15 protein-coding genes and 2 pseudogenes are annotated in these 25023 nt (G+C 59.0%); 9 read left to right on the forward strand and 8 right to left on the reverse strand.

Annotated features, from left to right (window positions below; all coding sequences use genetic code 11):
- Window positions 1–27 precede the first annotated feature (27 nt).
- From J2W17_RS04830 to J2W17_RS04850, 5 genes and pseudogenes are all read left to right on the forward strand, one after another.
- Window positions 28–2154, forward strand: a complete 2127-nt coding sequence (locus J2W17_RS04830) for a TonB-dependent siderophore receptor (RefSeq protein ID WP_307330077.1) — start codon at window positions 28–30, stop codon at window positions 2152–2154.
- A gap of 274 nt (window positions 2155–2428) precedes the next feature.
- Window positions 2429–2596 (forward strand): annotated as a pseudogene (locus J2W17_RS04835) (helix-turn-helix domain-containing protein); the annotation flags it as partial.
- 231 nt (window positions 2597–2827) lie between these two features.
- The gene (locus tag J2W17_RS04840) at window positions 2828–4549 is read left to right on the forward strand and encodes a type I secretion system permease/ATPase (protein ID WP_307330080.1); all 1722 of its coding nucleotides are present in this window, start codon (window positions 2828–2830) and stop codon (window positions 4547–4549) included.
- Window positions 4542–5912 carry an HlyD family type I secretion periplasmic adaptor subunit gene (locus J2W17_RS04845; RefSeq protein WP_307330083.1) on the forward strand — a complete coding sequence of 457 codons (1371 nt, stop codon included), beginning with the start codon at window positions 4542–4544 and terminating at the stop codon, window positions 5910–5912. Before J2W17_RS04840 ends, J2W17_RS04845 begins: the two co-directional genes overlap by 8 nt.
- A 2-nt stretch (window positions 5913–5914) precedes the next feature.
- Window positions 5915–7264: a TolC family outer membrane protein gene (locus tag J2W17_RS04850; protein ID WP_307330086.1), complete on the forward strand. Its 1350-nt coding sequence runs from the start codon at window positions 5915–5917 to the stop codon at window positions 7262–7264.
- 419 nt (window positions 7265–7683) lie between these two features.
- Here the strand turns inward: J2W17_RS04850 and J2W17_RS04855 are convergent, their stop codons facing one another.
- From J2W17_RS04855 to J2W17_RS04895, 8 genes are all read right to left on the reverse strand, one after another.
- On the reverse strand, window positions 7684–13299 hold the full coding sequence (locus J2W17_RS04855; RefSeq protein ID WP_307330088.1) for a putative Ig domain-containing protein: 5616 nt from the start codon (window positions 13297–13299) through the stop codon (window positions 7684–7686).
- 337 nt (window positions 13300–13636) lie between these two features.
- Window positions 13637–14467, reverse strand: coding sequence for an ATP-binding protein (locus J2W17_RS04865; RefSeq protein ID WP_307330092.1), 831 nt, complete (start codon window positions 14465–14467; stop codon window positions 13637–13639).
- 193 nt (window positions 14468–14660) lie between these two features.
- Window positions 14661–15923, reverse strand: coding sequence for an OprD family porin (locus J2W17_RS04870; protein ID WP_373459958.1), 1263 nt, complete (start codon window positions 15921–15923; stop codon window positions 14661–14663).
- A 194-nt stretch (window positions 15924–16117) separates the two neighbouring features.
- Window positions 16118–17770 carry an AMP-binding protein gene (locus J2W17_RS04875; RefSeq protein ID WP_307330095.1) on the reverse strand — a complete coding sequence of 551 codons (1653 nt, stop codon included), beginning with the start codon at window positions 17768–17770 and terminating at the stop codon, window positions 16118–16120.
- Window positions 17767–18507 (reverse strand): nitroreductase, encoded by a 741-nt coding sequence (locus tag J2W17_RS04880; protein ID WP_307330098.1) that lies wholly within the window; start codon window positions 18505–18507, stop codon window positions 17767–17769. Before J2W17_RS04880 ends, J2W17_RS04875 begins: the two co-directional genes overlap by 4 nt.
- A 62-nt stretch (window positions 18508–18569) precedes the next feature.
- Window positions 18570–19916, reverse strand: a complete 1347-nt coding sequence (locus J2W17_RS04885) for an MFS transporter (protein ID WP_307330101.1) — start codon at window positions 19914–19916, stop codon at window positions 18570–18572.
- 323 nt (window positions 19917–20239) lie between these two features.
- Window positions 20240–21256 carry an AraC family transcriptional regulator gene (locus J2W17_RS04890; protein ID WP_307330104.1) on the reverse strand — a complete coding sequence of 339 codons (1017 nt, stop codon included), beginning with the start codon at window positions 21254–21256 and terminating at the stop codon, window positions 20240–20242.
- Window positions 21257–21273: 17 nt separating this feature from the next.
- Entirely contained in the window at window positions 21274–22239 is a 966-nt protein-coding gene (locus J2W17_RS04895; protein ID WP_307330107.1) for an endonuclease, read from the reverse strand.
- A gap of 347 nt (window positions 22240–22586) precedes the next feature.
- Between J2W17_RS04895 and J2W17_RS04900 the strand changes: the two genes are divergently transcribed.
- The 4 genes and pseudogenes from J2W17_RS04900 to tnpB all read left to right on the forward strand — a co-directional run bounded on the left by J2W17_RS04900 (window position 22587) and on the right by tnpB (window position 25005).
- Window positions 22587–23195 (forward strand): dTMP kinase, encoded by a 609-nt coding sequence (locus J2W17_RS04900; protein ID WP_307330110.1) that lies wholly within the window; start codon window positions 22587–22589, stop codon window positions 23193–23195.
- Window positions 23196–23350: 155 nt separating this feature from the next.
- Window positions 23351–24232: pseudogene (locus J2W17_RS04905) on the forward strand (DUF3320 domain-containing protein); the annotation flags it as partial.
- Window positions 24233–24355: 123 nt separating this feature from the next.
- Entirely contained in the window at window positions 24356–24673 is a 318-nt protein-coding gene (gene tnpA, locus J2W17_RS04910; RefSeq protein WP_307330116.1) for an IS66-like element accessory protein TnpA, read from the forward strand.
- Window positions 24670–25005, forward strand: a complete 336-nt coding sequence (tnpB, locus tag J2W17_RS04915; RefSeq protein WP_307330119.1) for an IS66 family insertion sequence element accessory protein TnpB — start codon at window positions 24670–24672, stop codon at window positions 25003–25005. The genes tnpA and tnpB overlap by 4 nt, the downstream gene beginning before the upstream one ends.
- Window positions 25006–25023: the final 18 nt, after the last annotated feature.

Below are 25023 nucleotides of genomic sequence, written 5' to 3' on the forward strand. Positions count from 1 at the left end.
ATATGGCTGTTTTATCGAGGTTCCTAGATGCGTCGTACTCTGCTCTCCATTTGTGTGCTTCAGGCGTTCTCCGCTGCTTCCTGGGCGGAGCAGGCCTTTAACGATAACAACAGTCTGGAGCTGCAGGCGACCGACATTGTCGGTACGGCGGAGGATGAAACGGCTCAGGGGCCGGTGAAGGGCTACCGTGCCACGCGTTCCGCCAGCGCGACGCGCACCGACACTTCAATTCATGAAACGCCGCAGTCCATCAGCGTGGTAACCAAAGATGTGGTTGAGGATATCGGGGCTACCCGGCTTCAGGATGCCCTCGACTACGCCGGCGGGGTGGGACGCGCCAACAACTTCGGCGGCCAGGGGCTGACCACCTTCACGGTGCGTGGATTTACCACCGGCGAGTTCTACCGCAACGGCTTTCCGATCAACCGCGGGTATCCGAACATGCCAGACGCGAACACCATCGAGCGCCTGGAAGTTTTGCGGGGCCCCGCGACCACTCTCTATGGCCGGGGCGATCCTGGTGGCACATTCAACGTGGTCTCCAAACAGCCTCTGGCTGAACGTACCGTAACGCTGGGCAGCCAGGTCGATGATCAGGGCATGAAGCGTGGCACGCTCGATGCCTCCGGCCCGCTCGATGAAGAGGGCCGTCTGGCCTATCGCTTGAACGTGGTGGGAGAGGGCGGTGATACCTTCCGCGATCATGTCGAAACCGAACGTTACGGCGTGACCCCGGTTATTTCCTGGCAGGCCGACGACGACACCAAGGTGATCTTCGAGGGCGATTTCATGCGCAACAATCATCCGCTGGATCGCGGCGTGACGCGCTATCCGAATCAGATTGGCACCGCGTCCCGTGACACATTCTTTGGTGAAAAAGACGCGGGCAAATTGCACAACGACAACAACATGGCCCAACTGCGATTTGAGCACTTCCTGAGTGACAACTGGACATTGGGCGGTGGTTTTCAGTGGCTTGATGGCACCTTGCAGGGCAATGCCATTGAAGCGAACGGAGTCGCCGCCGATGGACGCACGTTGGGGCGCAACTTCAATTATCGCAAACTGGAGTGGACGGACAAGGACACCCAACTGAACCTCACCGGGCATTTCTCTGCCGGTGGTTTCGATCACACCTTGTTAACCGGTATCGAGTACGAGGATTACGATTACAAGTCGATCATTCAGCGTTCCAGTGGTGCCGTGAGTGCTTATCCGATTGATATCTTCGACCCGGTGTACGGCCAACCTCGCCCGGCCCTGACCCGCACGCCGACCAACGATAAGGAAAACCTCAAGACCTACGCGGCCTTCGTCCAGGACCAGGTTGCGTTGACTGACCGGTTGAAGGTGTTGGCGAGCGCCCGTTTCGAGCGCTTCGAGCATGAATACGAAACCTTTGTGCCAGGTGGCAGAAGCTGGGAGGCGAGCGACAATGCCGTGACGCCTCGTTTCGGCGTGCTTTATGACCTTACCGATACCGTGGCGGTTTATGCCGATACAGCGCGCTCGTTCAAACCTAACACCGGGGCCAGTCGACTGGGTGGTGGCTTCGACCCGGAAAAGGGCAAGTCTTATGAGATGGGTATCAAATGGGAAGCGCTGGATCGCCAGCTGAGTGTTGACGCGGCGATCTACCAGATTGAAAAACGCAATGTCCTCACCACCGATCCTGTGGACTCGACCTTCAGCGTGGCGGCGGGCGAGGTGCGCAGCCGTGGCTTTGATTTGAACGTGGCCGGCAATATAACCCCTGAGTGGCGGGTGATTGGCGGCTATGCCTATGTCGACGCCGAGGTTACCAAGGACAATGTGATCCCGTCGGGCACCCGGTTGATGAACATTCCGAAAAACAGCTTCAGCTTGCTCAACGTTTACGAATTCCAGGAGGGCAACTTGAAAGGGCTGGGTGTAGGGGTGGGAGGCAAGTACGTGGATGAACGCGCCGGTCAGACCGCTGCCACGGCGTTTTCGATGGGCAGTTATACCGTTGTCGATCTGCTCGGCTTCTACAAGGTCAATGACAAGGTAAGGCTTAATCTCGATGTGAAGAACCTGTTCGATCGTGACTATGAAGAGGGTGCCTTCGGTAATGTCTATGCCTACCCGGGTGAACCGAGAACCGTTCAGGTCGGCATTTCCTACACGCTCTAAGTGATCCATGGCGCCACGTTCGACCATTGCTCTCCATTGCTGAACACCGGGTCTTTCCTGCGACCTGGCGTGCCAATCGCGCAACGCCGATTCCAGCGTTGCCAAACAATCATTGATAGCAAGGACGTCAATCAGCGTCAGTTGCGGGATGCCGGTGCCGCGGTCCGATGATGGAACCGCGGCGACCTATCGATCAGTTGACAAGCCGCGCCCAGTTTCCGTCCAGTCTCCCTCTGGTCGACCTCTCATCAAACGACTTCCATAACCCTGTTCGTCATCATTGATATTGCAGGGCCACAGCAGCACGTCAATCGCTGCTGTGCTGAAGATATCGGAAGGCACGGTCAAGGTTCACAAGCACAACATTTACCAGCGATTTGAAATTTCCACGAATGCTGAGCTGTTTCGGCTGTTCATCGGTTACCTGACGGGGCCGCTCTGAAAGGAGCGAACGTGTTGCCCCTGCATTCCCGCCCGTCGTCTACATCAAAACCCGGCCCTTGTAGCCGGCACTAACCCCTGGTGTCGTTGTCAGTTATGGGCGCTGTAGACGAGGACCGTCTCTGATAGCGGCATGTCAGCCTACATTTAGTGTTTTCTCCAGTGTCCTGAGCAAAACGCTCGCGATGGATTGCGTCCTGGACCGACTTTTCCTTTTGTGAGCGACATATTAATGGGTTTGCTTCTCGATCCGCGTCATGAGATTGATGCCGCGTTATTAAGCTATCGCCGGGTGTTCTGGTCCCTGGCACTGTTCAGTGGCGTGATCAACCTGCTGGTGCTGGTGCCATCGCTCTACATGATGCAGGTGTACGACCGGGTCCTCACCAGTCGCAACGAAACCACCTTGTTCATGCTCACCTTGATCGCCTTGGGGCTGTTCATGTTCAGCGCCCTGATCGAGTGGGTGCGCGGCGAGGTGATGATACGCATGAGCGCGGGGCTGGACGATGCCCTGGGCGAGCGGATTTTCGACGCTGCCTTCGCCCGCAGCCTGCGCGAGCACAACGCCAACCCGGCGCAGGTGCTCACCGACCTGGCGACGCTGCGGCAGTTGATTACCGGCCAGGGCCTGATTGCCTTGCTCGATGCACCGTGGTTGCCGATCTTCGTGCTGGTGGCGTTCATCTTTCATCCCTGGTTCGGTGTGCTGACGCTGGTTCTGGCCCTGGTGCTGATCGGCCTGGCGCTGTGGGGCGAACTGGCGACTCGCACGCGTCTGGGCGAAGCCAATCGCCTGGGCGTGCAGTCTTCGATCTATGTAAACAGCACACTGCACAATGCAGAAGTCATCCAGGCCTTGGGTATGCTCGGGCCGTTGCGCCAGCGCTGGAGCTTGTTGCAGCAACGCATCATTGCCGCGCAGGCCCATGCCAGCGATCGCAGCGCCCGCATCACTTCAATGACCCGTTTCGTGCGCATCTCCGGCCAGTCGCTGGCCCTCGGCCTGGGGGCGTTGCTGGTGCTTGAAGGCCAATTGTCGGCGGGCATGATGATTGCGATGTCGCTGCTGCTGGGCCGTGCCCTGGCGCCCGTGGAAATCGCCATTGGCTCGTGGAAGCAATTCAATGCCGGCCGCCAGAGCTACCAGCGCCTGAGCCAACTGCTTGCCGGGCATCCACGCGAGCGCCTGCGCATGCCTTTGCCACCGCCCTCCGGCGCCGTGCGCCTGGAGCAGTTGTATGTCGGCCCCCCGGGTGCCACGCAACCGATCGTGCGGGGCATCAATTTCAGTCTGTCCAAAGGAGAGGTGCTTGCCGTCGTCGGCCCCAGCGCCAGTGGTAAATCGACATTGGCCAGGGCGCTGGTCGGGGTATGGCCGGCCATGGGCGGGTCGGTGCGCCTGGACGACGCGGAGATCAGCCAATGGTCCCACGACGCCCTGGGCCCGCACCTCGGGTACCTGCCGCAGGACATCGAGCTGTTCGACGGCACAGTGGCCGACAACATTGCCCGCTTCGGCGAGCAGGACGCCGACAAGATCATTGCCGCCGGGCGCCACGCCGGTATCCACGAGATGATCCTGCGGTTCCCCAAGGGGTACGACACGCCGCTGGGGCCTGGCGGGCTTGGGTTGTCCGGCGGACAAAAGCAACGCCTCGGCCTGGCCCGCGCGCTTTACGGGCGCCCGTCGCTGATCGTGCTGGATGAGCCCAACTCCAACCTTGATGAAGCCGGCGAGCTGGCGCTGGTGCAGGCCATCGGTGCGCTCAAGACTGCCGGCAGCACCGTGGTGCTGATTACCCATCGGCCTAATGTGCTGGCGGTGGTCGATCACATCCTGGTGCTCAAGGATGGCACTCAACAAGCATTCGGTCCTCGGGATCGGGTGCTCAAGGCATTGATGCCAGGGCCAGGACCGGCCGCGGTCAAAGAGGCTGGCAATCATGCGTGATCTGACACCCAAGGCTAAAACGTACAGCGAGCAGGTGCTGAGCGTACGCAGCGACAGCACGCTGCCCGGCGCCAGTACCGACGCCCGGGGGGCTGCACGCTACGGTGTGGGCTTCCTGGTCCTGACCCTGGGCGGCTTCCTGCTCTGGGCCTGCCTTGCGCCGCTCGACCAGGGTGTCGTGGGCAGCGGCACTGTGGTGGTGGCGGGCGAACGCAAGGCGGTGCAGTCGCTGGTCGGTGGGGTGGTGGAAAAACTGTTGGTCAGCGATGGTGACCGCGTCACCCAGGGGCAGTTGCTGGTGCAGTTCAACACGGTGCAGGCGCAGTCGCAACGGGACGTGACCCTGGGCAAGTTGCTCAACGATCGCAGCGTCGAAGCGCGGTTGATTGCCGAGCGCCTGGGCTCGGCCCAGATCCAATGGCCCGCTGAACTGTTGGCACGTGCCGAGGAGCCGCGGGTCAAGGCGGCCATGGCCTTGCAGAGCCAGTTGTTTCTGACGCGCCGCGCAGAGCTGGGCAGCCGCCTGCAGATCATCGAACACGAAGCCGCGGCGTTGCAGCAGCAATTGCTCGGCTACGAAGGCGTCAAGCGCAACTACGACACGCAGATGCGCTTCCAGCAGCAGGAACTCGAAGGCCTGCGTGATTTGGCCCGTGAAGGCTACGTTCCGCGCAACAAGCTCTTCGAGTCCGAGCGCAACGCCGCCCAATTGGCCGGGCAGATTGCCTCCGGGGTGGGCGATGTCGGCAGGACCCGCCAGGCGATCAACGAAAGTCGGCTCAAGGCCTTGCAGGCGCAGCAGGAATTTCGCCGCGATGCCGAAATCCAGCTCAGCGAGGTCTCTGCCGAGGCGGCAGGTTACGCCGATCAGATTCGTGCCTTGCAGTTTGAAGTCGACAACGGTGCGATCCGGGCGCCGGTGTCCGGGCAGGTGATGGACGTGAGCGTCCATACGGTCGGCGGCGTTGCCCAGGCCGGCCAGACCCTGATGCAGGTGGTGCCGCTGGACGCCCCGATGGCGATCACCGCGCGTTTCGAGCCGCTGATGGCCAATAAGTTGCGCCCGGGGCTGCCGGTGCATGTGCATTTCACCGCGCTGCAACGGGTGGATACGCCGACCGTCACCGGCACGGTGACAACGGTGTCGGCGGACCAGTTGATCGATGAACAGACACACCAGCCGTACTTCTCCGCCAAGATCGGGATTGCCGCCGACACCGTCGCCTCGCTGCAGGCCGCTGGCCTGCTGGTGCGCCCCGGCATGCTCGCCGATGTCACGGTGGTGACGGGGGAACGCACCTTGATGAATTACCTGATGAAACCACTGCGCGAACGCTTGCTCGCAGCCTTCAAAGAGGAATGAGCATGACCGACCGTTGCCGCTATCGCTACGCTGTACTACTGGGTTTGTGTGCCAACTGGGCCGCGATCAATCCCCTGGCAGCCGCCGAAGAAGGCCTGAACCTGACCGCGGCCTACGATGCCTCGCGGCTCAATGATCCGACCGTGCAATCGGCAGCCCATGCCTTTGACGCTTCCAGCCATGAAGAGGAGATTGGCCGCGGCGGCCTCTATCCGCAGGTGTCGCTGACGTCGCGCTACGGTTACGGCGGACGGATCGACGGCGGCGACGACAACACCTACGTCAACAGTAACGACTACCAGGCGAACAGCGTCACCCTGGCGGCGCAACAACCGCTCTATGACAAGGGGCGCTGGGCGGCGTATCAGGAGGGAAAGGCGCGGGGGGAGTTGGGTACCCAACTGTTCGATGTTGCCGGCCAGACCTTGTTCGACCGGGTGGCCAAAGGCTATTTCGACGTCGCCCGTGCGGAGAACGAGATCAAGTTGATCGCCCAGCAAAAGGCGGCCATCAACGGGTTGGTGACGCAGAGCAAAAAGCTTTATCAGGGCGGCGAGGGCGCAATCACCGATATTGACGAGGCCCAGGCCCGGCTCGATCTCGTCGACGCCCAGGAGGCTGAAGCCCAGGCCCGTCGCGTGGCGGCGTTGCGGGCGTTGTCCGGTCGCGCCAGCGTACCGATCGATGACATTCAGCCGATGCGCGAAGAATTGCCCGCCGGTAGCCCGATACCGCCGGAGCGGGATTTGCCGTACTGGACGGCGATTGCCCGTGAAGCCAGCCCCGATCTGGCCTCCCGGCTGGCGGCAGTGAAAGTCGCCGAGGCGCAGGCTGACAGCCAGCGCGCCGGGCATTATCCGACTTTGTCGCTGACCACCCAGCTAACGCGCCGGGAAAGCCCTCAGTACCAGGAGCTCGACCCGCGCCAGGACTCTTATTACGTGGGGGTCCAGCTGGATATTCCGTTGTATCGCGGCGGGGCGGTACGTGCCTCCGTGGCGAAGGCCGAAGCGCAATTGGCAGGTGCCCAGTCCGACTACGATGTGCAGCGTCAACAGTTGGCCGAGGACATCGAGGCCGATTATCTGGGCGTCGTGGCAGGCTTTGCCAAGAGCAAGGCGATGCAGAGGGCGGTGGATTCCAATCAGCGGGCGCTGACCTCGACGGAAAAAGGCTTCCAGGGTGGCGTGCGTTCCACGGTGGACATTCTTGATGCGCAACAGCGGGTGTTCCAGGCCCGTCGAGACCTGCTCAATACCAAGCTCGACATGCTGCAAAGCTACGTAAGCCTGCACACCCACACCGGCCAGATGAACCGCGCGGTCCTGGAGCAGGTGCAACGTCTGTTTTGAGAAGTCCGGTTGCAATAAAACTCAAACTCAAAGACTGGCGCCTATCCCTGTGGGAGCGAGCCTGCTCGCGAAAGCGGTGGGTCAGTCAGCATCCATATCGGATGTGCCACCGCCTTCGCGAGCAGGCTCGCTCCCACATTTGATCTGTGGTTGTCCTGGATTTTTCGGGCACTGCAAACCCTTGTGGGAGCGAGCTTGCTCGCGATAGCGGTGGGTCAGCTTGCCTCAGTGCTGGATGTGCCGCCGCCTCGCGGGCAAGCCCGCTCCCACATTTGATCTGTGGTTGTCCTGGATTTTTCGGGCACTGCAAACCCTTGTGGGAGCGAGCTTGCTCGCGAAAGCGGTGGATCAGTCAGCATCCATATCGAATGTGCCGCCGCCTTCGCGGGCAAGCCCGCTCCCATGGGGAGCGGGTTGACTCAGGCTGTGAAATCGCTGGCGTGCAGCTCCTTGACGCCTACCAGTTGGATTTCGAACTCGGGGGTGGCGTCGGCATTGACACTGCCGTAGACAATGCCATCGGCAAAGCGCAGTTGGCCGGTGGCATTGGCAGGGTCAAAGGCATTGCTGCCGATGAAGGTAAAGGCGTCGACAGCGGCGGTCAGCGGGTTGGCGTCCAGGCCGGTGAAATCCAGATGATCGCCGTCGGCGGTCTTGAAGCCGTTGATCACATCGCGCAAAGCCCCGACGCCCATGTCCGACAGCGCACCGAACGCGTAGGTATCCGCGCCCGTGCCGCCACTGAGGTTGTCGGTGCCTGCACCACCGATCAGCCGGTCATCGCCCGAACCGCCCACCAGGGTATCGTTGCCCGCACCACCGTTCAGCACGTTCGCGGCGCTGTTGCCCGACAGACTGTCGGCGTAGGCGCTGCCCGTCAGGTTTTCGAAGAACTTCAAGGTATCGAGCCCGGAACCCAAGGTGTTTTGCTGCGCCGAGGTCGAAAGGTTTGCGGTAACGCCGGACACGGCGCGCTCAAAAGACACCGTGTCATTACCCTCGCGCCCGTCCAGCACATTGTTGCCGGCGCCGGCGAACAGCGTGTTGTCCAGCCCGTTGCCCGTGCCATTGGCGGCGCCCGCGTTATCGATATACAGCTGCTCGACGTTGCTGGCGAGGGTATGGGCCGCCAGGCTGCTGTGCACGCTGTCGATCCCTCCCGGCCCGGCACTGTTGCTGGTCTCGATCACTGTGTCGTCGACGCTGTCGACATAGTAGGTGTCGTTGCCATCGCCGCCGCTCATGCTGTCGGCCCCTGCGGCACCATCGATCACGTTGTTGGCGGCATTGCCGGTGATGAAGTTGCGCCGTTCATTGCCGGTGCCGTCGATGTCCGACACGCCGGTGAGCACCAGGTTCTCGAGATTGGCGCCCAGGGTCCAACTGACCGAGGCCTGTACGGTATCGATCTGCGCGGTCGAGGCGTTGCTTTCCTCAACGCTGTCGAAAGCGTTATCGACCACATAGATGTCGTTGCCATCGCCACCGGTCAGGGTGTCGGCGCCCAGGTCGCCATCCAGCGTGTCGTTGCCCGAGCTGCCCACCAGTGTATCGGCCTGGTCGGTACCGGAAATCATTCCGCCCTGGTTCTGAGCGTTGTCGAAAATGTCCTGCACGCTGTTGTTGTCACTGGGGTTGCCCTGGAAGCCAAGGTCATCGGCAATGAAGTCGGCCAGGCGCTGGCCGACGATCTCCGCCGACTCCTCGTGCAGGTGCCAGACGTCATCGGGATACACCAGTGGATCGACCTCGTAGCGCAAGGGCAGGTCGGTGTAGTCCACTGCCAGCTTGACATCGGCGCGTTCGGCGACGATGGCTTCCTGGGCGGCTCGAACATAACCGACCCCTTCGACGATGGCGGCAATCTTCTCTTCCGAGTACCCACGGGCACGCGCTGCGTCCTGCTCGTAGTGACCGGTTTCCATCATGTACACGCTGAAGCTGCCGAACTGGGCATGCAGGTAATCAAAGACCTTCAGAGTCGCGGCCTTGTAGGCCGCCGCTGCCGCTGGTTTGTCCGTGGCACGGCCGATTTCCTGGGCGGCTTCCTCGCCCTGGCCCCAAATGATGCCCATGGTGACGTTGTCGATCGATTGCAGTTCGGTGAGCTGGTCCCGCAGCAACGCCTCGGCGCGCAGCAGTGCAGGTCCGGGTTGGTTGGTGTCGGTCAGCCACCAGCACAACTTGAGTTCCTCGGCGCCCAGGGTCGACAGGCCGTTGACGGTGCTGCCACCCACGGCGATGTCAATGCCGTTGCCATCGGCGTCGGTGAACTGGCTGCGCACGTCATAGGGGGTGTAGCGGTCCAGGTCATTGACCAGCATCGAGGTGCCGGACTGATCGTCGTCCTCGGTCATGCGCAGCAGGCGCGCATTGGATTGGCCGAGGGTGGGCAGGTAGAGGATGTCTTGCTGGGCGCGCTCGCCAAACACGAAATCACTGGCGGTCAGGGTATCGAGGTAGTTGCCGTTGAGGGCGATTTCAAAACGATTGCCATCGGCATCCGCTTCTGCGGACTTGATGTAGGTCTTGTCGCCGGCCGTGTTAAGGGTCAGGTACAAGGTGCCATTGCTGCCATCGCCGAGGCCGAGAAAGCCCAGGCCCGAGACGTCGATCTTGTCGACGCCTGCGGTGAAGTCGTAAATCGTGTCTGTGGCCGTGACACCGCCGGCGTCATAGTCGCGGTAGCTGTCGAGCACGTTGATGTAGCGGAAGGTGTCGCCGCCGTCGCCGCCGTACAGCGAATCGCGTCCGGCACCGCCGTCGACGATGTCCGCACCGGTGCCGGCCTTGATCGTGTCATTGCCACCGAGGCCGAGGATCAGGTCCGCACCGGCCGTGCCAATGAGGGTTTCGGTATTGTTGGTGCCGGCGATGGTGTTGGCGGGCGCATCGGCCACCGCCAGGGCGAAGCTGTCGCTGACCGACGCCCCCGAAGGATCGGTCGCCTTGACCAGCACGTTGTATTGGCCGGACGCCGTGCTGATCGGCGTGCCGGTGAACGTCAGGCTGGTGGCGTTGAAACTCAGCCATGCGGGCAGGGCGCTGCCGTCGGCAAGCGTCGCGGTGTAGGTCAGCACATCCTGGTTGGCGTCGGTGAAACTGTCCTGGGTCAGGGTGTAGCTGAACGGTGCGCTTTCGGTGGCGTTCTGGTCGAGCAGGGGGATGGCCACCACCGGCGCTACATTGCCGGGAGTGTTCTGGTCGGCGAAGACAAAATGACTCGCCGTCAGGCTGGTTGCCAGATTGCCCGCCAGCGACACTTCGAAGCGGTTGCCATTGGCGTCGACGGTCAGGTCCTTGAGGTAGGTGCGGTTGCTCGTAGCACTGTAGGTCACTTGCAGCGTACCGTTCAGGCCATTGCCCAGGCCGGTATAACCGAGCGCCGAGACATCGATCTTGTCGGCGGCCACATCGAAATCGAGGATCTGGTCACTGCTGCTGGTGGCGCTGGTACGGTAGCTGTCGAGTGTTGCGGTGTAGCGGAACACATCGGCACCCGCGCCGCCGGTGAGTTTGTCCGCACCGGTACCTCCGACGAGGATGTCGTTGCCCGCGCCGCCATTAAGCGTGTCGTTGCCGGCGCCCCCGAACAGTTGTTCGTTGGCGTCGGTGCCGGTCAGGGTGTCGTTGTTCGGCGTGCCATTGATCACGGCGGGGCCGGCGGGCACGTCTTGCACGGCCAAGGTGAAGCTGTCGCTGACGGTTGCATTGCTGGCGTCGGTCGCGATGACCTGGATGGAGTAGGTGCCCGATGCCGTGTCGCCAGGTGTGCCGCTGAACGTACGAGTGGCTGCATCGAATGTCAGCCAGTTGGGCAGGGCGCTGCCATTGGCCAACTTGGCGCTGTAGCTGAGGCTGTCGTTATCCGGATCGGTAAAACTGGTGGCCGGCACCACGTAGCTGAATGCGGTGTTTTCGGTGGCGTTCTGATCCAGCAGTGGCGTGGCCAGCACCGGCGCCTGATTGGTCGGCGACGCGGTGGCGAAGACGAAATTGGCGCTGGTCAGCGTGTCGAGGTAGTTGCCATTCAGTGTCATTTCGAAGCGGTTGCCATTGGCGTCGGCGCTCAGGGACTTTATATAAGTCTTGGTGCCGGCACTGTTGAGCACCAGGTACACGGTGTTGTTCTTGCCATCCCCCAGGCCGGTGAAACCCATGGCCGAGAGGTCGATCTTGTCGGCGCTGATATCAAAATCGGTGACCAGGTCGCTCAGGTTGACACCGCCGGTGTTGTAATTGCGGTAACTGTCCAGGCGATCGGAGAACACGAAGGTGTCCGCCCCGGTGCCACCGGTGAGGGTGTCCATGCCGGCACCGCCGTCGAGCTTGTCGTCGCCCGCGCCGCCACTGAGGCTGTCATTGCCCGCCAGGCCAAGCAGGGTGTCGGCCGAATCACTACCCAGTAGCGAGTCGCTGCCGCTGGTGCCACTGACCACCCGATTGAAGATGAAATTGCTGGCGGTCAGGGTACTGACCAGGTTGCCCGACAGGATCAACTCGAAGCGATTGCCACTGGCGTCGGCATCGTAGTCCTTGATGTAGGTGCGGTCATTGCTGGCGCTGTAGCTGACCTGCAAGGTGCCGCCACGGCCATTGCCCAGGCCGGTGAAACCGAGACCGGTAAGGTCGATCTTGTCCTGGGTGACGTCGAAGTCGGTAATGGTGTCATCGAAGCTTGCGGTGGCGTTGCGGTAACTGTCGGACTGCGCGGCGAAACGGAATATATCGGCGCCGGTACCACCCGTGAGTTTGTCGATGCCGGCACCACCCACCAGAATGTCGCCGCCGTCCCCGCCATTGATCGTGTCATTGCCGGCACCGCCGTAGAAAATCTCGCTGGCGGCGCTGCCTGACAGGATGTCGTTGCCAGCTGTACCTTGCACGGTGGTCATCGGCACCGTGGCGCTGACGTAGCTGCCGTCACCATAGACCAGCGTGGCACCCTTGCTGGTGTGACTGATGGTGTTGCCGATGATGGCGTTACGATCGGTGCCGTCTTCATTGCGCTCTGCAACGCCATAGGTCGACAGGTCGCTGCCACTGATAATGTTGCCCTGAATGGTGTTGTCGCTGCCGTTGAAGTACTTGCCGGAGACGCCCAGGGTATCGTCGTAAGACTGGATGATGATTTCCGGTACGGGGTTGCCCAGGGAATTGTTGTTGAGCGTGTTGCCGATGATTTCGACATGATTGCTGCCGTAGACGCGGATCCCGGCGCTGGCATTGTCGTGAATGTCGACGTCGCTGACAGTCACCGCGCTGGACATCTTGATCAGCACCCCTTCGGCGCCGTTGCCGTACACCTGGCCGCCGGTGATGGTGATGTTACTGGGGGAGGGGATGTCCTCGCTGCCGCGCTGCACCACGATGCCATTGCCGCCGTTGTCGTAGGCAACGTTGTTGGTGAGGGTGAAGTCGTGGGTGCTGGTAACGACGTTGAAACCGTGGCGGTCATTGTCGTAGGCGACGTTGTTTTCAAAGGTGCTGTCGCTGAGGAAATCTGCCACGAAGCCGTCCAGGCCGTTGCCGTGGGAGACGCTGTTCTTGATGACCATGTTGACGGTCTGCTCGTGGGGGTCGAATCCATACCCTGAGCAATCCTTGATTTCGACGCTGTCGAGGGTGACGTTGGAGTCGTAGCCTTCTTCGCCTGGAATGTAGCCATTGAACCAACCGTCGACCTTGCCCGTGGTGCTGTCGCGGTTGCCGTCGATGGTGAGGTTGCTGACGCCGAAGTCGTGGGTTTCCTCGCCATAGGCGGAGCGGATGACCCCCGTGATCTTGGTGTCGGAGCCATCAGCCACCTTGACGTTGGTTGCGCCCATGCCATCGCCGTACAGGTAGACATTGCTCTTGAGCATCAGACAGCCGTCTGAGGGTTCTTCACCGCCGGAAACGATATAAGTTCCGGTCGGCATGTAGACTTGCCCACCGCCTGCAGCGGCGGCCGCGTCTATTGCACTCTGTATCGCCGCCGTGTCGTCTGTGATGCCATCGCCTTTAGCGCCAAAACTTTGTACGTTAAAAATCATAAACTTATCTCCGTGTCAGGCTAAAACCGCATTGATGTCAATATTCCATCGACGAGCACGGTGTTAGGACCTGAGGGAGCGTGAAAGTTGTGACCGCATATCGGAGAATCGTCAAAAAACCGATCTTTCTGATGAGTGGAACTGAGGTATTTTGAGGAGGTAACGTTATTTTGACATTGGTTCGGGCAATGAGCACTGCCATCGGCACACTTGACGATCAACTGTAGGAGCGAGCTTGCTCGCGAAAAACCTGAAAGCGCCGCGGGGTGTCAGGTTGATAGCGTTATCGTTGACGACCATCGTCGGAACGCCGCCCGGAGCAAGCTCGCTCCTACAATCAGGACAATCCTCCCAGCAGGCCATCGGCACGTAGCAGATCGACAATCACCTGTTCATCGACTGCATACACACCCCGCGAAGCCTTCCAGACCAACTTTTTCTCCTGTAAGGCAATGAGTGCTTGCTGAACACCCGGTACTTCAACCTTTACTTCGCTTGCTGCAATCCCCGCGTGCTCCAGCGCTTTGGCGTACAGCGCCATGGTCGGAGCCTCGAAGGGGGCGTAGTGATCGCCTTTCACGCTCATGACGCGAATGACGGCAGACTGGATAGGGGTGAGGCTACGGATCACCTTCTTCAGGTTCGCGTACAGCTCATCAGCTTGCGCTCGAACCAGTTCGGTAAACCGTGCCGGTATGGTTTCAGGGTCGATGGTGAAGTCAAAGCGGATTTCGTCAGCCGCCGCCCCGAGCAACTCAGGGCGGTAGCCACTTTCCTTGAATAGCTCGAACACCTCTGTCGGATCGAGCGCGCAGGGAAGATCAAGGTTGGCACACAACCAATCGATGAAATCTTGATCCAGGGTGGGGAACTGCACCATGGAAGCGCCAAAGAAAGCCTGATCCTTACTGTTGCGCAGCATGGCCAGTTTGTCCCGGTTCGATCCGGTGCAGACGATGCGAAGTCCATGATGCTTGGAACTGTTGAGTTCGTCCCTTGCCGCCTTGAGCGCGAACAGCGCCGCCACACCTTCGCTCGTTGTAATCGCGTGCTGCGCTTCGTCGATCATCAGGACGATAATCTTCTGCGATTCATCGGAGAGCGCCACAAGCGCAGTGGTCAGATCGATGTCTTTGCCGAGGCCGATTTTGTCCAGGCTGAAATTCAAGCCACCGACAGGGCTTACCGGAGGGTTGTGAGTTTTTATGGCTGATTATAGAGTGACTATAGACAGAATATAGACAGATTATAGACGGCGTCGGGGAAAGTCCGTGGGTGTCAAGATTGGCCCTATCAAGGCGCGATTTCAGGGCCAAGCAAGCCTCAGCGATAGTATGAGCGCGAATCCTGTGTGATCTCTCTCAGAACTTGAACGTGTATCGGAAAATCAGCCGATTTTCGTTAGCACTGTCGGCGTAGGTGGAGCGATTCGTGGAGTTGCGCCACTGTGCTGATACATTCTTCAACGGGCCACTTTGTACGGTGTAAATGATGTCGGTGACCCGCTCCCATTCTTTGCCATCCTGCCCTTTGGATCGCAGATTGGCAGCCTGGGATGAACCCAACAGGGCAGGGTCTACCTCGTCACCCGTTACATACTTCAGACCCAGAATGAGCCCCGGTAATCCGGCAGCTGCGAAATCAAAGTCGTAACGCGCTATCCAGACGCGCTCGTTGGGTGCGGTAAAAGTACTGACCAACGACTCGCCGAACAGATAGGTATCAGCACCGTTAACCATGGCGAACGATGTTTCGCCCCAGGCTTTCTGGAAGCCAATGCCGAACGTATGGCCGCTCTGACGGTAGGAAAGCAGTGTACTTAGCGTGCGGTTATCCACTTCACCCAGTCCTTCATCCCCGGTTTCGCTGGCAGCAAAATAGCGAAGGTCGGAGATCACCGAACCGGCGCCCAGCGGGCGTTCGAACTTCAAGCCGAAAAAATTCGAGCGGTAGAGGTCTCCCAGTTCGGCCACATGGTAGCTGAGCGAAAGTTGCGGCATCACTTTGTAGTCAAAGGCCAGATAGGTGTAGTGATCGGCCTGTACCGGCTTGTAGCCGAACGTGGTCAGCGATTCAAAGTCGGTCGAGTTTCGCTGTTTCACGGCGTTGATCCGTAAAGCACTGAAGGTCAAAGGTTCAAGGTCTTTAGAGATCAGCATTCCACCGCGGAACACCTGTGGGAGCAGGCGGCTGTTGTTGCTGGATAACAGGGGCAACACGGGGTTGAGACCACCGATACGTAATTCGCTACGCCCCAGGCGAGCCTTCGCGGTTGGAACAAACTTGCCGTATTCGTCATTCACATTGCGCTGCGAATCAAAGGCCAGCAGGCCGGAACCGGTTCGGTCGGGGCTGGAATCCAGTTTTACACCCAGCAGGCCGAGCGCATCGACGCCAAAGCCAAGCGTGCCCTCGGTGAATCCGGACTGCAGGTTCAAGATGAAACCTTGGGCCCATTCATCACGTTTGGATTGGCTGGCGCCCTCGTTGCGAAAGTCGCGATTGTAATAGAAGTTGCGCAATTCGAGGCTTGTCTGCGTGTCGTCGATGAACGCGGCATAAGTGTTGGGAGCCGCGCATGTGAACAGGAGCGTAGAGAGCGACGTCATGGTTTTTTTTGACATGTCTTAATGCACCATTTGTTGTTGTTTTTGGTGTCGGCAGCGCGCACCTCTCCCTGAAAGAGCGACGCGGCTGCGCTGCGCACGTTGATTAATGTGTGGATGTCAGTTGTGCAAGGTGAGGGTGGTCGGAGTGATATCGACGGTCTGCACGCAACGCCAGTTGTGGTGGGCGCAGACCGCACACCACGCCGTTATCAGCCACTTGAAGCCAGTCGTAGGATGGCTTCCCGGCTGCCGGCTTGTTGGCGAAGAATGAACTTCTGGATTTTCCCGGTGGCCGTTTTGGGAAGCTCCATGAAGATCACCCGGCTGGGGCACTTGTAGCGGGCCAGGCGTGCCTGGCAGTACGCGATGAGTTCCGCTTCTGTAGGGGAGAGGGTCTCGCTTTTCAGTTCGATGAAAGCGCAGGGCACTTCGCCCCATTTATTGTCCGGCTGTGCAACCACGGCGGCATGAAGTACTGCGGCATGGCTATGGAGGACGTCTTCGATTTCGACGGATGAAATATTTTCACCACCGGAAATGATGACGTCCTTGCAGCGGTCGGTGATCTGCATGTAACCGTCTGCGTGAACCACCGCGACGTCACCGGTATGGAACCAGCCGCCCTCAAATGCGTTTTGCGTGGCTGTCGGATTTTTCAGGTAACCCATCATCACGGTATTGCCTCGCAGCAGCAGTTCACCGGTGGTCTGGCCGTCATGGGGAACGGGTTGTAGCGTTTGCGCGTCCGCGACCATCAAGCCTTCGAATGCCGCAGCACGTGCACCTTGTCGAACCCGTATTTTCGCTTTCTCTCGATCGGGGAGCCCGTCCCATCCGTCCTGCCAGACGCAGCTGATCGGCGTGCCCGCCACTTCAGTAATGCCATACACATGGTCAACCTGGAACCCCATGGAGACCACCGCGTCCAGCACAGTTGCAGGCGGCGGGGAACCTGCCGTCAATACGCGAACCGGGTGGGGCAGGGCGCGAAAACCGGATGCATTGGCGATCATGGCCATCACCGTGGGGGCCGCGCAGAAATGATCAACCTGGTGTTTGGCAATCCCGTCGAACACCGTTTCCGCAGAGACCTTGCGCAGGCACACATGGGTGCCGGCCGCTGCCGTGATCGCCCATGTGAAGCACCAGCCGTTGGCGTGGAACATGGGCAACGTCCACAGGTATCGAGGTGCCTGAGGGAGCGACCAATTGGTCATCTGCAACAGGCTCATCAAGTAGGTGCCACGGTGACTGACCACCACGCCTTTCGGGTCTCCCGTGGTGCCCGAAGTGTAATTGAGGGCGATGGGTTGCCACTCGGTACTCGGCCATACCCCTTCAAATGTCGCGTCGCCCTCGGCGAGCAGTGATTCGTAGTCCGGTACCTGCGAGTCGGCACCTGCGGCAGCCAGGTGATCGCGAATGTTGATTAATGCCGGGCGGTGTTCGAGTCGCTCAAGTGCCGCAGAGGCAACCGCCATGTACTCGCAATCGACCAGCAGCAACTTGCATTCGCTGTGGCGCAAAATAAACGCGATGCCTTCGGCGTCCAGGCGATGGTTGATCGTGTTGAGGATGGCGCCCGACAACGGAATACCGAAATGCGCTTCGACCATCGCCGGCGTGTTGGGCGAAAGGATCGAAACGGTATCACCCGGGTGGATGCCTCTACCCACCAACGCCGAAGCGAGCTGGTAGCAACGGTCGCGGGTTTGCGCCCAAGTCCTTTGTAGCTCGCCATGGATGATGGCAACACGCTCAGGGTGAACCAGGGCGGCTCTATCCAGAAAACCGAGGGGTGTCAGAGGGACATGGTTCGCCGGGCTTTGATCGAGTCCGTGTGCGTAGGCGCCAGTAATCATGGACAGGTCTCCTTATTATTATGGTGAAAAATGGTGAAGGCGCTGACCGGCTCTCGAGCGGTGACCAGCGTGTTTTCAATGGACGCGGGATCGGCGTAGCCAAGGCTCATTCCGCAGACCAGCATTTGCCCGGCTGGAATGCCCAGAACTTCCGAAATGACTTTGTGATATTTGAGGAACGCCGCTTGTGGGCAGGTGTGCAAGCCCCGACCGCGGGCAGCCACCATCACGCTCTGCAGGAACATGCCGTAATCCAGCAGGCTGCCCTGCTCGAGCACTCTGTCCAGGGTAAACAGCAACCCTACCGGAGCATCGAAGAATCGGTAATTGCGCCCGTGCTGTTGGTGCATGCGTTGCTTGTCACCCTTGGCGATTCCCAGCAGCCCGTAGAGATCCCAGCCGACTTTACGCCTGCGATCAACGTAGGGTGCGACCCACTCGCGGGGGTAGTACTCGTAAGGATCCTGCATGTCGCCATTAAGCTGCGGATCGTTGTCGATGGCGGCGATTGCCATCGACAGACGTTCCTTCACGGCGCCGGTTACGACGTGAACGCGCCACGGTTGCATGTTGACACCCGACGCGCTGAACCGGGCGATGTCCAGAATCGCTTCGACTTCCTCACGCGCCACGGCAGTTGGCAGGAAGGCTCTGACACTGCGACGTGAGGCGATGGCCCAGTCGACGGTGCGTTTTAGTTCTTGCGCTGAGAGCGGCGGTAGTGACAAGCGATTCAAGGGGCACATCCTTTAACTGATTTGAGGCAGGCGACAGCGAGATCAGGACTGCGAACCGGCGGTCAGCGTGACAATGCTGGCGCTTTGCTGATCTGTGTGGAGTCCGCCCGTGCCTGGTTTACACATGTGACCGCCAAGGCTCCAATGAGGCCTGCGAGTGCGATCACCATGAAGTTCTGTTCAAGCGGCAAGGCCAGCGAGACGAGCCAGCCGATAAGCACTGGCGCAATGATTGCGCCGATTCGGCCGACACCGGACGCGAAGCCCACGCCTGTGGACCGAATTGAGGTCGGGTAGAAATCGCCCGCATAGGCGTAGGCGATCAATTGAGTGCCGAGGGTGGATGCGCCAACAATGAAGACGACCACGAACAACAACTCGGTCGAGCGGGTGAAGCCCATTACAGTCAGCGCCACTGCGCCCACCACGTAGAATGAAACCAGCACATATTTGATGTTGAACTTGTCGCTGAGCCATCCGCCGCCGAGCGCACCGACAATCGCACCGACGTTGAAAACGATAACGAAGTTAAGCGCCGAGCCCAGGCTGTGGCCCGACATGGCCATCAGCTTGGTCAACCATGAATTGAGCGCGTAGACCATGAACAGTCCAGTCATGAAGGCTGCCCAGATCATCACCGTACTGAAGCCACGGCCTTCGCTGAACAGTCCTTTGATCGGGGCGTCGAGCGAGGCATCGTTCTTGGCAGGATTGCCCGCCAACACTGTCTGGCTGTCCAATGGATAAGTGGGGTTGATCCTTTTGACGAGGGTGCGCAATTCCTGCTGGCGACCCCGTTTGAGCAAGAACGCCATCGATTCCGGCATGGTCTTCAAGATAAACGGGATCAACAGCACGGGGAGGCCGGCGACGTAAAAGACCGACTGCCAACCGTGACTTTCGATCAGTTGCTTACCGGTGAGTGCGACCAGAATGCCGCCCACCGAGTAGCCAGCAAACACCAGGGTCACAAGCCGGGTACGAAGCTTCGCCGGCGAAAACTCGCCCATTTGTGCTGTAACGATCGGCAGGACGCCGCCGATTCCGAGCCCGGCGATGAAGCGGGCGATGCTGAAGCTGATCGGGTCGCTGGTGAGTCCCGCAGCCGCTGTGAACAGGCTGAACAACGCGACGCAGATGGCGATCATTTTCGGGCGACCGATACGGTCGGCCAGCGTCCCCAGAAAAATCGCACCCAGCATGGTTCCCAGCAGGGCCGAGCCGGCCATGATGCCAGCGCTGGTGGGGTCGATTCCCATGTCTTTCATTATGGCGGGCAATGCAGCCCCGACAACGGCAAGGTCGTAGCCGTCGATGACCAATATCAGCACGCACCAGAAAAGAATCAGCCGATGGAAGCTGTTGAATGTTGACTCGCCTGCGAGCGCATAGACGTTCATTGGTTGCATATCGTGTCTCCTTCGATTTTATTGTTGTTGGTGAAGTGCACTGGCTGGCGTACCTCAAGTTGGACGCCGAAACGTCAGCTTGATGGCGTCGACCTCCAGCCGTTTATTCAGGGGAGGACAGCGGGTTGGTGGCCATTCTAGGTAGGCGATTTGGGGCCGCCCATGCCTGGCGGCACCAACTTGTGTGAGCTGTTTGGGCATGTCCGGGACGCCAGCGAATTGAACGCCGGCAACAGGGCGACAAGTTGGCAGGCACGACAGCCAGGACGGTGCCTGGCCGACGTGAATAGAGCGGGAAAGGGGAGCGTGGTATTAAAGCGGCATTACTCGTCGCAATGGTTGCGCCGATAGGCGCCCGGGTTGACTCCCGTCCACTTTTTGAACGCGCGGTGAAAAGCGCTGGTTTCTTGAAAGCCGGTCTCTGCCGCGACTTCGGTCACCGTCAGGTCACCGCGCGAGAGCAGGTCAATGGCCATATCACGACGTAAATCATCTTTGAGGTTCTGATAATGGGTACCTTCTGCTTGCAGCCGGCGCTGCAAGGTCGAGTTGGACATGCGCAGTACAATGGCCAGCTCGTCTCTTTCTGGCCACTTGTCAGGGCTCAACCCTCGCAAACGACGTCTTATCTGCGCACTGATACTGTCGTCGTTGCGGTATTTGACCAAAAGGCACGCGGGGGACTCTTTTAGAAATGCGCTGAGACTGGCAGGCGTCTGTGCAATTTTCATATCCAGGAATTTTTTGTCGAAGCTGACCTGGGTCATGGGTGCGTCGTAATGAATGTCTTCACAAAAGCGCATTCGATAGTCGCTTTCATCGGCAGGCTTCTGGACGCGGAAACTTAGCGCCCGCAATGGAATGCGTTGGTTAACCAGCCAACACGCCAGGCCATGCACCAGGATAAACCAGGTACCGTAGGCGAACAGACGCCGCAAGCTCCCGTCATCCTTCAGGATGATGCAGGCTTGATCCTCCTTGATCTGTAATGCTCCGTGAATGTCATCGAGTACCAGCCGCAAGAACGAAAGCATCCGCTGCAAAGCCTGGCCCAAAGTGTCGCAAGCGATGAGTGCATGGCACATCAGTTTGAAGCTGCCACGTCGCATAGGATGGCTGTCGATACCGAAAAATTCGTCATCCAGGAGATCCGCCAATTCGACCCACAGCCTGGCAAAGGAGCTGGCTGAAACTCTTGCTCGTGGCGCGTCGAGCAGCTGAGGATCGATGTCGGCATTCTCTAATGCACGTGCCACATCGATGCCTCGCTGCCTGGCGCTGTAGAGCGCTTCATGCACGAGTGCAATTGACGTGGTTCCTTTGTCCTGGGACGTAGCCATAGTTCTCCAGATTGATGCTACTTACAGTTGCCCGCTTTCCGATATCCCGCCGCCTGGGCTCCAGATTCAGAATCAAAGGTTATCTGGTTTTTCGCCGACACCTGACCATAACCTGGGCACCCCATTGACAGGTGATAGATCTGGCTTTTCCGGTTGCCAATGATCGCACCTGCTCTGCTTGTGCTCGCCAGGGACGGCGGGGCTGCTGCTCGCGGGGGATTCACAGGAATGGCGCTAACCACTCCATCGCCAACCACCTTGTATCCTTGCGTCCATCGACGGTCACCGGTTACGAACGGATTGGAATACCCCATGATTGCCGCAATGCGCCTGTCACGCTCTTTCTCCCAAGCCGAAACGGGGTGCTGTTTGTCCCAGGCCATCAGGAGCTGTTGCTGCTGGCGAGACATGTTCAGATTGTATCGGTCGAACATGTAAAAGGTTGTCCTGGCGACCAGCCCCTTAACCTCGTCACGCGGTTCCGCCGATCGTTGATCGAAATCGACTCGCGTTTTGCACTGCCCATACTGCGGCGCTACGCCGGAGGCCATACCGTAGTTGAAATTGCTGCGATCGCCGTTCACCTCTCCAACGGATGGGTAGAGGTTGAACAGGTCTGCCTCCATTGCTCGAAAAACCGGATCATCGTCTACGCAGTGCTCTCGACCACCGTTCTGCCAGCATTGGCGTTGATTACCGAATGTCCAGGCAGGAACGATGTGTTCCCACTCAGTCCGTTCAGCACGGTTCTGTTGTTTCCTGGTTTGATAGCCGCAAGACTCCGCGTCAATCCGGCCACCCGACTTGCCTACCCATGTCCACTTGCAGCCACAATACAATTCGCCAAAGGCACTGTTCGCCTGGTCGAGGTAGATCTTTTGTTTTGCGATGACCTTGGCTTCTGAAAAGTTCGAAGGAGGGCTTGAGAAGGCGGGGGTGATGACCGAGAGGGTCAGTGCTACTACGGAAAGCAGTTTTTTCATTGGACAGCTTAAGTAATTGAAAGGAAACACATTATACGCACGACTTCACAGCTGCCGATGGAGAACGGGGGATCTGAGATGGCGTGTCTCTTCCCCCAATCGCGGGAAGGACGTGCCTTCAGGTTAGAATGTTAACCAATGGCTATTCAGAAGAGCCCTCCACTCAGTTCGCGTAGTCGCGTCAAGCGGTTCCAGCGATCGAACCGTGCGACCACAACGGAAAAAGCTTTCAGGGCTTGAAAGCGCTTTTCTACGCACTCACTGCTTATATTGAATAGATAAGGGAGCAAGATGTTATTGCACGATTCGAGTCTTGAAAAACCCGTATACCACTCGTTTTTTGAAGAATGAATAGCTCGCTGTTTGTTTCTCTGGATGGACCCAAGGGCGCCGGCAAAACCACACTGTTGGAGGCCGTTACGAAAGTACTGAGGGCGGACAACAAAAAGGTGATCCGACTTTCCGAGAGTAAAAGTGATCCCTATAGGGGTGAAACAATGGCCCTCGTCAACAAACTCGTCAGAAACCCCTCCCGGGATCTGGAGTTGGAGGTTTGTGAGCGCTTTGCTGATAGCCGTACCTGGATTTCGCAACACGTGCTGCCTGAACAGCCATCGGGCAGCATCGTCCTGATCGATCGCTGGTACCCGTCTGATGCCGCCTTTCGCCGGATAGTCCCGTTTGCAGAGATTCTACAGTTGAACCTCGATCGAAACGTGCGAGTGCCAGACCTGCATGTCGGGGTTATCACCGCCCCTGAAATTTCATGGGCGAGGGCCGCGGCACGGTCTCGTGGGTTGGGCAGTACTGTGATCCATAACCTGGAAGAGCATGTCGCTTGTAGCAATGCGTTCGAGCGGGCGATTGCAGATAACGGCTGGTTTTTATGCCGTAATGAAGGAACGATCGAAGACGCAACGATGCAGGTGGTTTCCGAGATCTATAGAGTGCTTTGATGCCCGGCAGGCTAAGTTCGCTTCGCCGGTCTTGATGACGGTCGAGATAGATCGTTAGCAGGATCGAAGGGTGATTTGTCGCCGCATCGGGGTTAGCGTCCGGCGAAAACTCGGCTGCTAATCGAGTCAGGGCACTGCGCATGCTCCTGCTCGACGCGGCGGCACTCACAAGTCGAGGATGGCAAGTGCACACCCAAGTCGGTGTTTCCGCATTCAGAATCGATTTGGGCGTAATCGATCCCGATGCACCTGGTCGCTATCTGGCGGGTGTGGAGTGTGATGGGGCGACCTACCATCGCAGCGCTACGGCGCGTGATAGAGACAAATTGCGTGAACATGTATTACGTGGGTTGGGCTGGGAGATTCTGCGGACTTGGTCGACTGATTGGTGGATCAATGCCGTTGGCACGGCTGATATTATCCACGAGCGTCTAACCGCTTTGCTCGTGTTGAGTCGAGCTCAACGCGCTGAGCATGAAGCCCGGGAAGAGGCTGCACGATTGCTGGTCGAAAATGCGGTGGAGGTTGTTTATTACCGAGAGTCCGATCCAGCTTTGATCGTTCAAGGGGTGGATCCGGATGCGTTTTTTGAGGCGAGTTACTCTGGCGTTTTAGGCGCACTCATCGAGCATGTGATTTGCGAAGAAGGACCTATTCTCGATGTGATTCTTGCCAGGCGTATTGCCAGAGCTCATGGTTGGGTACGTGCGGGTTCCAAGATTCGAGAAAGAGTGTCTGCGATGGCGAAGAACACTCATCGCGTGACAATGGATGATCTCGGCGAGTTTTACTGGCCGAGCCGTCACCCTGATGCCTCTACCGTCGTCTGTCGTAGACCCGGTGATGAGACGAGTATCCGACCAGTTGATGAGATCTGTAGTGCTGAGTTGATGGCGCTTGCTCGTGAGCTTCGTGCCAAAGGTAAAGCAGGGAGGGCATTACTGCACGCCATGGCGAGAGAGCTGGGACTTCAGAAACTGACCGCGTCCAGTCGACTGAGGCTCGAAAAAGCGAGCCAGGCAGAACAGAAGAAATAGGCTCGTTGCAAGCCCAGAGTATGGTAAGCGTCCGGCCAAGTCACCTACCGAACTCCAGCATTAAGGGCGATGGTGTCCGCGTATTTTTAAGCGGACGCGATCGCCCTTATCGCCAGGATTTCCATGCGCCAACGCAGCTCTTACCCCAAACCATTCAAAGCCCAGGTCGTCCAGGAGTGCCTGCAACCCGGAGCGACGATTTCCAGCGTAGCCATCCATCACGGCATCAACGCCAACGTGATCCGCAAGTGGCTACCGACTTACCGGGATCAATCGCCTGCAACCTTGCCTGCTTTCGTTCCGGTAAAAACGGTACCAAGGCGAGCATCAGAAGAGATGGTGATCATCTCGCTGCCTCTGGGTGATAAATCCATCACCGTAAAATGGCCAGCCTCGGATCCGGACGGCTGCGCGTGTTTCATTCGTGGCGTGGCTCAATGATCCGCATTGACTCCACCTGGCTCGCCACCGAGCCTATGGACATGCGCGCAGGCACTGAGACTGCGTTGGCTCGAGTGGTCGCGGTGTTCGGTGCGGCGAAGCCGCACTGTGCTTATCTGTTCGCCAACCGCCGCGCCAATCGTATGAAAGTGTTGGTGCATGATGGTGTGGGGATTTGGCTTGCCGCCCGGCGCTTGAATCAAGGTAAGTTTCATTGGCCAGGCCTCCATCGTGGGACGGAGGTCGAACTCGACCCCGAACAACTTCAGGCGCTGGTACTTGGATTACCCTGGCAACGAGTCGGTGCGGGCGGCGCAATTACATTGCTTTAAATGTTGCCTCTTTTGCTG

It is taken from the genome of Pseudomonas lini, from assembly GCF_030812475.1.
Classification (GTDB): domain Bacteria; phylum Pseudomonadota; class Gammaproteobacteria; order Pseudomonadales; family Pseudomonadaceae; genus Aquipseudomonas; species Aquipseudomonas lini_A.